Origin of the sequence: Pseudoduganella sp. RAF53_2, assembly GCF_052113985.1 — a bacterium.
Taxonomy (GTDB): domain Bacteria; phylum Pseudomonadota; class Gammaproteobacteria; order Burkholderiales; family Burkholderiaceae_D; genus Rugamonas.
Map to the genome: position 1 here is coordinate 1 of NZ_JBFRDW010000144.1, position 10619 is coordinate 10619.

Below are 10619 nucleotides of genomic sequence, written 5' to 3' on the forward strand. Positions count from 1 at the left end.
CATGTATTCCTGCAAAGCGGCCAGCGCGGCGCCGAAAGCGGGCGCCTGCTGGTCCATGGGATAGAGCACGGCGATGTTGGCGCCATCGAGCCGGAAGGCTTGGCCGCCATGCTGCTCGGCAGCTTCGCGGATGCGCTGCGCCATGGACTTCATCATCGCGTCGCCGAAAGCGTGGCCGAAGCTGCCGATCACACGCGAGAAGCGGTCGATGGTGCCCAGCACCACCGTATGCGGCGCAGGCGGCAGCGATTGCAGGCGCTGTTCGAAATAGCGGCGGTGGGCGAGCCCGGTCAGCGGATCGTGGTTCGCCAGATGCAGCAATTCGTCTTCGGAACGGAAGCGCGACCAGACGTGGTAAATCATGAAGGACGCCGTGCCCAGCGCCATAACGTTAAACACGTGGGCCATCGAATGCAGGCTGGCGTAGCGCTCGATCAGCAGCGAGGCCACCGCGCCACCGGCAATCACGAGCAGCAGCAGGGTGTAAATAGCCAGGCGGTAGCTGCGGCCGGCGGGAGGTGGAAGGCTCATGGCGCGATCCTTTCTTAGTGTTGTCCGGACAGGGCGTCTTCCACGCAGCGCAGCAGAGCGGCGCTGTCGAAAGGCTTGGTCATGAAGCAGGTGGCGCCGGCCTGGCTGGCGCGCTTGCGCAGAAAGTCCTGCGGAAAGGCCGTAATCACGATAAAGGGAAGGGCGCACTGGCGGTTACGCAGCAATTCCAGCAGCTCGATGCCACTCATGCCGCCCATTTGCACATCGCTGACGATGCAGTCGCTGAGAAGCGCACCGTCCGATGCCAGAAATTCTTCTGCGGATGCGTACAGGCTGACCTCAAGCCCGATGGACCGCAGCAGGCTGCTGATGGCGGTGCGCACGGATTGGTCGTCGTCGATGATGGCTACTACTGACACAGGGAACTCCCGAATGCTGCTGATATGGGAGCACTGTAGCGCGCCGCTCTCCGGCGCGAAATCATACGTGGGTATAGTTTAGTTAAGACCGAGGGCTTCCGCCATGCGGACCAGGTCCGCGAAGGTCTTGGCGCGCATCTTCTTCATCGCATTGCCGCGATGGATCTTGACGGTGATCTCGCTGGTGCCGACTTCGCCTGCGATCTGCTTGTTCATCAGGCCGCGTGCTGCGAGGCCCATGATTTCACGTTCGCGCGGGGTGAGGGACTCGTAGCGGTTGCGCAGTTCGGCGCCTGCATCATGGTCGGCGCGGCGGCGGCGGTCGCCGTCCAGTGCTGCGGCGACGGCGTCCAGCAGATCCTGCTCGCGGAAAGGTTTGGCCAGGAAGTCCACCGCGCCAGCCTTCATGGCGCGTACGGACATGGGAATGTCGCCATGCCCCGTCATGAAAATTACCGGCAGGGTTTCGCCCTGGCGCAGCAGGTCGGCATGAAAATCCAGACCGTTCACGCCGCGCAGGCGCACGTCCAGCACCAGGCAACTGGGGCAATCGGTGCGTTTGTGCTGCAGGAAGGCGGCGACGGAATCGAAGGCCGCCGCCGTCATGCCGGCCGAACGCATCAGACTGAGCAAGCCTTCACGCAGGCCGTCGTCGTCATCGACGATGTACACCATTTCGCTCATGCGGCGCCTCCCAGTGCCGGCAGCGTGCATTGCATCAGCGCGCCGCGGCTGCCGTTGGAGGAAGCGGCAATGCGGCCGCCGTGGCTGTCGATGATGGAGCGGCAAATGGCGAGGCCCATGCCCATGCCATCGGGCTTGGTGCTGAAAAAGGGCTCGAACAGGCGGCTCAGGTTTTCGGACGCGATGCCGGGGCCGGTGTCGGCGACCGAGAGCTGCACTGCGCCGTCGGCATTCACCCCGGTGCTCAGCTCCAGCTGGCCRCCACCCTGGCCGTCCATGGCCTGCATGCCGTTCATCAGCAGATTGATGATCACCTGTTGCAGCTGCACGCGGTCGCCCAGCACCGGCGGCAAATCGTCGCCCAAGGCAAGGCGCAGCATCACGCCATGCGATGCCAGTTCGCGCCGCACCAGGGTTGCGCTTTCTTCCGCCACTTCGTTCAGGTCCAATGGCAGTTGTTCCGGATCGCTGCGCCGCGCCAGCGCACGGATACGCGTGATCACTTCGGAGGCGCGGGCGGTGTCGGACTGGATGCGGCCGATGGCGGTGCGCACTTCTTCCAGTTCCGGCTGCGGGCGGTTCAGCCAGCGCAGCGCTGCCGAGCCGTTGGCGGAAATCGCGGCCAGTGGCTGATTGACCTCGTGGGCGATAGAGGCCGCCAGTTCGCCCAGCGTGGAGACGCGTGCCGCATGCGCCAGCTGGGCGCGCGATTCGCGCAGCGATTCTTCCTGCTGCCACAGGCGCTCGTTGGCGCGGTGGTTGCTGCGCGCGAGATAGCCGGTGATGGCGATGGCGGCCAGGCTCATGGCGCAGCGTCCGGCCGAGTCGTCCGCCAGCGTGCCCCAGTTGGAAATCACGTAAGCCACCAGCGTCAGGACGAAGCACAGCGCGGTCACCGTCGACAGACGATGCGGCCAGGCGCGCACCGACGCCAGCACCACCACCACGTACAGCACTGCAATGGCAATATCCAGCGGCGTGAAAGCGTCGATCGAAAAGATCGTCGCCGCCAGCAGCACGATGGCGGGACGCAGCAGTGGATGGGGAGTGAGGCGCAACATCCAGTCAGTATAGTTCAGTTAAGAACCAGTGGTGCATCGGCAAGCCCCAACTTAAACCAATGTATAGGTTCCTATACCGAGGTGCGATGGCGGCTGGCCGCGGATCGCCCTACGCTGTCGGAAAATCCATCGGGAGAGCTGATATGCAATGGTTCCGCAACCTCAAAATCGCCCACAAGCTGGCCGTGGCCTCACTGGGAACGCTGGTGTTGACCGCCTCCCTCGGCCTGTTTTCCCTGTTCGAATTGCGCACCCTGGACCACGCCAGCGATGAGCTGACCAATAAATGGTCGCCCGCCACGCGCACCATCCTGGAAATCAAGGCGGCGCTGCTGCGTTACCGGACATTCGAGCTGCAACACGCGCTGTCGAATGCGCCAGCCGATTACGACGACTACGAAAACCAGATGGCGCGCCAGATGGACATGGTGCGCGGCTTGATGGCGCGTTACCAGGAGCTGCTGGCCAGCGAGGAAGTGCGCGATAGCTGGCGCAGGTTCCAGCAGGAGCTGGACAGCTATGAAACTGCCGCGCACCGGGTGGCGGCCATCTCGCGCAGCGGCGACCTGGACGGTGCACGCCGCGCCGTGCGGGGCGAATCGCGCACGCATAATTTTGCCGCGGCCGATGAAATCAGCCGCCTGGTGCAGCTGGACATGGCCGGCGCCGCGGCCGCGCGCCACAGCGCGGAGCAGGCTTACCTTCACGCCCGCATCCTGATCTTCGCCACGCTGGGCGCCAGCCTGCTGCTGGGCGGCTTGCTGGCCTGGCGCATTGGTGCAGTGATCGCAGCGCCGCTGGGCGCCGCCGTGAGCGTGGCCGAGCGTGTGGCGCAGGGAGATCTGAGTACCACCATCGAAGGCCATAGCGGCGACGAAACCGGCCACCTGCTGGCGGCCCTGCGCGGCATGAATGAGCGCCTGCGGCATGCGGTGGGCGAGGTGCGTTACGGCGCCGACGCGGTGGCGGGCGCCGCCACCGAACTGGCCGAAGGCAATCACGAACTGGCTGCACGCACGGCGCAGCAGGCGGCAGCACTGGAGGAAACGGCAGCGGCGATGGGGCAGTTGACGGAGTCCGTGCGCCAGAACGCCGATCATGCACAGGACGCCAGCGTTGTCGCGGCAAGCACCGCCAGCCAGGCGCGCGATAGCGGCACTGCCGTCGCTGAAATTGCGCAAACCATGGCGCGCATCACGGAAGCGGCGGGGCGCATGAACGAGATCGTGCAGGTCATCGACAGCATCGCCTTCCAGACCAATTTGCTGGCCCTGAACGCATCGGTGGAGGCGGCGCGGGCGGGAACCCATGGCCGCAGCTTTGCCGTGGTGGCCTCCGAAGTGCGCCAGCTGGCCCAGCGCAGCGCCGGATCGGCCAGGGAGATTCGCCTGCTGATTGAGGATTCGATCCGCAAGGTGGGCGAGGGCGCAGCGCGGGTGCAGCGCGCGGGCGTGAGCATCGAGTCGACCATTGCGGGCGTGAGCGAGGTGTCGGCGCTGCTGCATTCGATCAGCGGCGCGGCGCGCGAGCAGCGGCTGGGCATTGAGCAGGTGAACAGCGCTGTGGCGGAACTGGGCGTGGTCACGCAGCGCAATGCGGCGCTGGCGGAGGAGTCGTCGCACGCGATGCAGGGCTTGCAGGAGCAGGCGGGCCTGCTGGCGCGCGCGGTGGGGACGTTCAGGCTGGCGCCGCAGGCACGCAGGCATGGCGGATCGATGATCCGCCCTACGATGCGTCCCGTGCTCACGTAATTGCGTTTTGCGTGGGGCGGGTCATTGATCCGCCGCTTTGCTGGTGTTTCCACGCAGAAACTGCGCAGAAAGAGTAAACTACGCCCTTTCTGTCGCATTAGGCGATTCGAACAATAACCAACAAGCGAGTGCCGCCATGTCTGACACACCAGTCCTGTTTACCGATCTCCAACTGAGCGCCCCCATCCTGAAAGCGCTGAAGGAGGTTGGCTATGAAGCCCCGTCGCCGATCCAGGCCTCGACCATTCCGCACCTGCTGGAGGGCCGCGATGTGCTGGGCACCGCGCAGACGGGTACTGGCAAGACCGCGGCTTTCGCGTTGCCGATCCTGAGCCAGATCGATATCAAACAAGCCACGCCGCAAGCCCTGGTGCTGGCGCCGACGCGCGAACTGGCGATCCAGGTGGCGGAAGCTTTCCAGCGCTACGCCAACCACATCCCCAAATTCCATGTGCTGCCGATTTACGGTGGCCAGAGCTACGGCCCGCAGCTGAGCGCCTTGCGCCGCGGCGTGCACGTGGTGGTGGGTACGCCGGGCCGCGTGATCGATCACCTGGATAAAGGCTCGCTCGACCTGTCCGGCCTGAAGACCATCGTGCTGGACGAAGCGGATGAAATGCTGCGCATGGGCTTTATCGACGACGTCGAGCGCATCCTGCAGGAAGTGCCGGAATCGCGCCAGACCGCGCTGTTCTCGGCCACCATGCCGCCGGCGATCAAGCGCATCGCCACCACTTATCTGCACAACCCGGCCGAAGTGATGGTGGCGGCGAAGACCACCACCAACACCAATATCCGCCAGCGCTACTGGCTGGTGAGCGGCATGCACAAGCTGGATGCGCTGACCCGCATTCTGGAAGCGGAACCGTTCGACGGCATGATCATCTTCTCCCGCACCAAGCTGGGAACGGAAGAACTGGCGGAACGCCTGCAGGCGCGCGGCTTCTCGGCCGGCGCCATCAACGGCGATATGCAGCAGGCCGCGCGTGAGCGCATGATCGGCCAGCTCAAGGACGGCAAGATCGATATCCTGGTCGCCACCGACGTCGCCGCGCGCGGCCTGGACGTGGAGCGCATCAGTCACGTGGTCAACTACGACGTACCCTACGACCCGGAAAGCTACACCCACCGCATCGGCCGCACCGGCCGCGCCGGCCGCAGCGGCGAGGCGATCCTGTTCATCACGCCGCGCGAGCGCAACCTGCTCAAGCTGATCGAGCGCACCACGCGCCAGCCGGTCACGCCGATGCAGCTGCCGACCCTGCAGGCGGTGAACGATGTACGTGTCCAGCGCTTCAAGGACGAGATCACGGAAACGCTGGCGGCCGGTGGCCTGGAGCATTTCCAGTCCCTGATCGAAGACTACGAGAACGAGCACAATGTGCCGGCCACTGAAATCGCGGCGGCGCTGGCCATGATGGGACGCGGTGGCAAGCCGCTGCTGCTGGATAAATCGCTGGAACGCGGCTGGCACGACGACGGCGCGCCGCGTCCGGAACGCGCCGAGCGCGACGACCGCCCTCAGCGCGAACCGCGCGAACCACGTGAACCTCGCGCGAAGAAGGAGCGCATGCCGCGCGAAGCTGAACCAGGCATGCAGACCTATCGCGTGGAAGTGGGCTACCGCCACGGCGTCCGCCCCGGCAATATCGTGGGCGCCATCGCCAACGAAGGCGGCGTCGATTCCAAATACATCGGCCGCATCGAGATCTTCGACGACTACACTGTGCTGGATATGCCGGACGACTTGCCAGCCGGCACACTGGACGTGATCGCCGGTCTGCGTGTGGCAGGCCAGACCCTGCGCATCCACCGCGACGGCGAGACGGCGCCGGCCGCAGCGCCTGCTCCGGCGGCACCTTCGCCACGCAAGCGCCCGGAGCCTGAACTGGCGGCGCGCGCGGATGACGAGGATATGGCCTTCGACGAAAAGCCGAAGAAGAAAAAGAAGGACAAGGCGGAAGGCCCCGGCGTGCCGATGCGCGCCTACCGCGTGGAAGTGGGCAGCCAGCACTCGGCCACGCCGGCCAACCTGGTGGGCGCCATCGCCAACGAAAGCGGTCTGGAAGCGCGCTACATCGGCCGCATCGAGATCATGGGCGATCACACCTTCCTCGAAATGCCGGACGGGATGCCGGACGAGATTTTCCGTCATCTGAAAAAGGTCTGGGTCGGTGGGCAGCAGCTGAAGATCAGCCTCGCCGATGAAATGCCGCCCGAATCGGGCAAGCACACGCCGCCCAAGAAGCCGGTGAAAAAGGCTAAGTAATACTACGTATCGCGCACAGTGGCGGTGCAGTTTGTGTTGAATTTGCACCACAAGTAAGCCGCCGCTGACGCCAAACCCGCCTTACAGCGCCATTTCATTCATGGCCTGGAAATTGCATAAACATTGCCTGGTTATCCTTTTTTTGAAAGGTGGCGAATGTTATTGCGAAACGATCTCCTTGAATTTAGTGAACCGAGGCGCCGCATCGTCCGGATTCTGTGGATCGATGTGGCACGCAGTTTCGCCTACGTGTTCGACGTGGCTTCCGAAGCAGCGGAAGTCGAATTGCATCGCCTGTCCGTGCTGGAAGGCGAAATCGGCAAGGGCCGCATACGGCGTCTGGAATCCGATCCTTACCTGGTGGTGACGAACACCGAGGCACTGCCGCCCAAGCATGTCGAGTTGCGCGAACGTGCCTGGAATGTGATCTCCGACCTGATCACACAGGAGCCCGACATCTACGAGCCTGGCCGGCGCGGCCAGCTGGTGCAGGCGGCGACCCGGCAGCATGGCGTGTCGCACCCCACCATCTACCGCTATCTGCGCCGTTACTGGCAGCGTGGCCAAACGCCCAATGCCCTGTTGCCGGACTACGCCAACTCCGGCGGCCGCGGCAAGCGGCGCACGGCGTCGCCAGGCGTCAAACGGGGACGTCCACGCAAGGATGGCGGCCAGGTAGGCGTCAATGTGGACGATGCGATGCGCGCCGTTTTTCGGCTGGCTTCTGCACGCTACGCGGCCCGCAACCTGCAGTTCTCACGCCGCGGTGCGTATGACGAGATGGCGCGGGACTTTTTCTGCGAGCGTGTGCAGGACCCGTATTCGCGCCGGATACGCCGCGTGACCTCGGCGGAACCGGTTCCGAGCTTTGGCCAGTTCAACTACTGGCTGGATCAGGACCATCTGACCGCTGCGCAGCCGATGCCGGCACCCCTGCCGGATACGACTGCGGTAGGGCGTACCGGCCAACCGGCCAGCGACTACCGCCTGGACATTCTGCCCTTCGGCATGCAGCTGCTGCACGCGCAGGACCGGCAGCTGCTGGCCGGAACGCCTGTCCTGTATGTGATCACGGATGTATTCAGCGGCATGGTGGCCGGCATGTATGCCAGCTTTGAAGCACCCAGCTGGGGACAGGCCATGATAGCGCTAGCCAGCTGCGCTGCAGAGAAGACGCGTTTCGCGCGGCGCCTGGGCCGTCTGCTGGCGCCGCAGGAGTGGCCGAGCTGCCATTTACCGGAACGCTTGCTGCTGCCGCCGGAGCTGATGCTGCGTGCAGACGGTGATGCGCTGCTGGCGAATTTCCATATCCGCTGTGTGGCCGATTTCGAGGCGCCGGCCCGTCCCTGGATGGCGGCGCTGCGGGCCTGCTTTGGCGCGGCGGCCGACGGCAAGGCGGGCACGCTGGACGGCATCATCACGCTGCAGGAATTCCGCCGCATTGCCATGGACGTGCTGCTGGCCTATAACCATCAGCAGGGCGCCAGCGGGCACGCACCATTGCAGCTGTGGGACTGGGGCGTGCGCCGCCGCGGCTCCTCCCTCAAGCAGTTCCCGGAGGATCTGGTGCGTTGCTGCCTGTTGCCGGTCAGCGAAGCGTGGGTAACGGCCGAAGGCATCTGCGTGGCGGGCAATTACTTCAGCTGCGTGCGTGCCGAGAACGAGCACTGGTTCGAGCGCGCACGCACGCGTGGACGCTGGCCGGTGCGCGTGGCGGTCGACCCGTCGGCGGATGGCATGGTGTATCTGGTTGATGCCGCCGCGCCGCTGCAATTCCATGCATGCCGTCCAATCGAACGCATCGCGATGGTGCGCCCAGCCTTGCAGGAGGCAAGCGCCTGAAAAAGAGCTTACACAAAACAAAGTAATGTCGTAGATCGTATTGAAGCGCGCCTTATCCTATAAGGCGCGCTTTTTGTTTAATGAGTTTATTTTAGGGCCGGAATAGAGTCATTTCGCAAGCCGTTTTGGCATACCGATTGCTTTACCACTGTCATTCATAGCAGACGAGGTGACAGATGGAAGAACGCTCGATAACAAGGCGGCAGTTCCTGTACCGCGCAGCAGCAGTGGGTGGTACAGGGCTCTTGCTGAACACGATGAATGCCTGGGGCATCGGAATTGCTTCGCGGGTGAATACGCCACCCGTGCTGGCCGGCAGCGGAAAAGGCAAGCGCGTCGTAATTCTGGGCGCAGGCCTGGCCGGCATGACGGCAGCCTACGAACTGGGCAAGCTGGGCTACTCCGTGCAGATACTGGAGGCGCGCGAATTTGCCGGTGGCCGCTGCCAGACTGCGCGTAAAGGCTTCGCGCTGACGGAGCTCGGCGGCGAGAAGCAGGAGTGCAGGTTCGACGAAGGCCATTACATCAACCACGGACCGTGGCGCATTCCGCTGCATCACCAGTCCACGCTGTACTACACCCGCCTGTTCGAAGTTCCGCTGGAAGTGATGGTCAACGACAACGACCATTCTTATGTGTACTTGCAGAATGGCGGCCCGCTGGCCAACCGGCGTTTGCGTCCGGCCCAGGTCAAGGCCGACATGCGCGGCCATGTGGCGGAGCTGCTGGCCAAGGCGGTCAAGGGGAATATGCTGGATCAGGAGCTGAGCGCGGACGACAAGCGCGCGCTGCTCGACTACCTGGCGCACGAGGGGCAGCTGGACCAGGTGGACCTGCGTTACAAGGGCCGCAGCGGCCGCGGCTACGCAGTCAATCCCGGTGCCGGGTTGAATCCCGGTACTGCATCGGACCCTCTGGGCTTCGAGGAGCTGCTGCAGTCCCGCATCGGCAATGTTTACAGCGCGGTGCAGGACTTCCCGATGCAGAACACCATGTTCCAGCCGGTGGGTGGCATGGACCAGATTGCCAAAGCATTCGAAAAGCGTGTCGGCCGACACATCCAGTACAAGGCCGAAGTGCAATCGATCACCCATGGTGAGCGCGACGTGAAGGTGACCTACAAGGACACCGCCAGCGGCAAGCTGCGCAGCGTCACGGCCGACTATTGCCTGTGCACCTTGCCGCTTTCCGTGCTGCGCCATGTGGAGACGGACTTCTCCGACAAGTTCAAGCAGGCCATTGCCACCGTCGCCTATGCGCCGGTCGGCAAGATCGGCCTGCAGATGAAGCGCCGCTTCTGGGAAGAGGACGACCAGATCTACGGCGGCCATGTGCTGACCGATATGGCGGGCATCAACACGATCTCGCTGCCTTCTTCGAACTGGCAGAAGAAGAAGGGCGTTCTGCTGGGCTACTACAACTACCAGACCTCGGCCATCGAAGTGAGTGCGCTGTCGCCGGCCGAGCGGGCCGAATTTGCCGTCAAAGCCGGCGAACAAATCTTCCCGGCCTACCGTTCCTCCTTCGAAAACGCCTTCTCCGTGGCGTGGCACCGCGTGCAATACAACCTTGGCGGCTGGGCTGACTGGAATGAAGAAAAGCGCAAGACGGTCTATCCGCTGCTGCTGGAAGGCGAGGGCAGGGTGATGCTGGCCGGCGAGCACCTGAGCTACCTGGGCGGCTGGCAGGCCGGCGCCATCGAATCGGCATGGCAGCAGCTGCAACGCATTCATGAAAGGGCAAGCGCATGACATTAAGGACCATTCTCATTGCGGCGCTGCTGATCGTGCACGGCGGCGCCAGGGCCGACGGCAAGGCGCTGTTCACGAAGAACTGTGCGGCCTGCCACCAGGCCAGCGGCAAAGGCATTCCCGGCGCTTTCCCTGCATTGGCGGGCAACAAGTTCGTGCAGGGGCCGCCGGCCGAAGTGGCGGCCGTGCTGCTGAAGGGGCGCGGCGGCATGCCTGACTTCAGCCCGACGCTGTCCGACGCGGACATCGCCGAGGTGCTGAGCTATGTGCGCAGTGCCTGGGGCAATCAGGCGGACGCGCTGCCGGAGCAGGAAGTCGCCGCCCTGCGCGACACATTAAAGGTGGAGAAG

The 10619-nt window shown here is 64.2% G+C and carries 9 protein-coding genes; 5 read left to right on the forward strand and 4 right to left on the reverse strand.

What is annotated here, in order from left to right:
* The 4 genes from AB4Z11_RS10990 to AB4Z11_RS11005 form a co-directional block, all read right to left on the reverse strand.
* A partial coding sequence (locus AB4Z11_RS10990) for a GGDEF domain-containing protein (RefSeq protein WP_442025285.1) occupies positions 1–531 on the reverse strand: 531 nt, incomplete at its 3' end.
* Between the two features lie 14 nt (positions 532–545).
* On the reverse strand, positions 546–911 hold the full coding sequence (locus AB4Z11_RS10995) for a response regulator transcription factor (RefSeq protein WP_442025286.1): 366 nt from the start codon (positions 909–911) through the stop codon (positions 546–548).
* A gap of 78 nt (positions 912–989) precedes the next feature.
* The gene (locus tag AB4Z11_RS11000) at positions 990–1595 is read right to left on the reverse strand and encodes a response regulator transcription factor (protein ID WP_442025287.1); all 606 of its coding nucleotides are present in this window, start codon (positions 1593–1595) and stop codon (positions 990–992) included.
* Positions 1592–2656, reverse strand: a complete 1065-nt coding sequence (locus tag AB4Z11_RS11005) for a sensor histidine kinase (RefSeq protein ID WP_442025288.1) — start codon at positions 2654–2656, stop codon at positions 1592–1594. Before AB4Z11_RS11005 ends, AB4Z11_RS11000 begins: the two co-directional genes overlap by 4 nt.
* 143 nt (positions 2657–2799) lie before the next feature.
* On the opposite strand from AB4Z11_RS11005, the gene AB4Z11_RS11010 reads away from it, so the two are divergent.
* The 5 genes from AB4Z11_RS11010 to AB4Z11_RS11030 form a co-directional block, all read left to right on the forward strand.
* On the forward strand, positions 2800–4407 hold the full coding sequence (locus tag AB4Z11_RS11010; RefSeq protein WP_442025289.1) for a methyl-accepting chemotaxis protein: 1608 nt from the start codon (positions 2800–2802) through the stop codon (positions 4405–4407).
* 136 nt (positions 4408–4543) lie between these two features.
* The gene (locus AB4Z11_RS11015) at positions 4544–6676 is read left to right on the forward strand and encodes a DEAD/DEAH box helicase (protein WP_442025290.1); all 2133 of its coding nucleotides are present in this window, start codon (positions 4544–4546) and stop codon (positions 6674–6676) included.
* 228 nt (positions 6677–6904) lie between these two features.
* The gene (locus AB4Z11_RS11020; protein ID WP_442025291.1) at positions 6905–8518 is read left to right on the forward strand and encodes a Mu transposase C-terminal domain-containing protein; all 1614 of its coding nucleotides are present in this window, start codon (positions 6905–6907) and stop codon (positions 8516–8518) included.
* A gap of 176 nt (positions 8519–8694) precedes the next feature.
* Positions 8695–10269: a flavin monoamine oxidase family protein gene (locus tag AB4Z11_RS11025; RefSeq protein ID WP_442025292.1), complete on the forward strand. Its 1575-nt coding sequence runs from the start codon at positions 8695–8697 to the stop codon at positions 10267–10269.
* Positions 10266–10619 (forward strand): c-type cytochrome (locus AB4Z11_RS11030; RefSeq protein ID WP_442025293.1); only part of this gene is annotated, 354 nt, incomplete at its 3' end. The genes AB4Z11_RS11025 and AB4Z11_RS11030, both read left to right, overlap by 4 nt.

Coding starts and splice junctions, on each gene's coding strand:
- AB4Z11_RS11000 (WP_442025287.1), bottom strand. CDS start 1,595: ATGAGCGAAATGGTGTACATCGTCGATGACGACGACGGCCTGCGTGAA.
- AB4Z11_RS11015 (WP_442025290.1), top strand. CDS start 4,544: ATGTCTGACACACCAGTCCTGTTTACCGATCTCCAACTGAGCGCCCCC.
- AB4Z11_RS11025 (WP_442025292.1), top strand. CDS start 8,695: ATGGAAGAACGCTCGATAACAAGGCGGCAGTTCCTGTACCGCGCAGCA.
- AB4Z11_RS11010 (WP_442025289.1), top strand. CDS start 2,800: ATGCAATGGTTCCGCAACCTCAAAATCGCCCACAAGCTGGCCGTGGCC.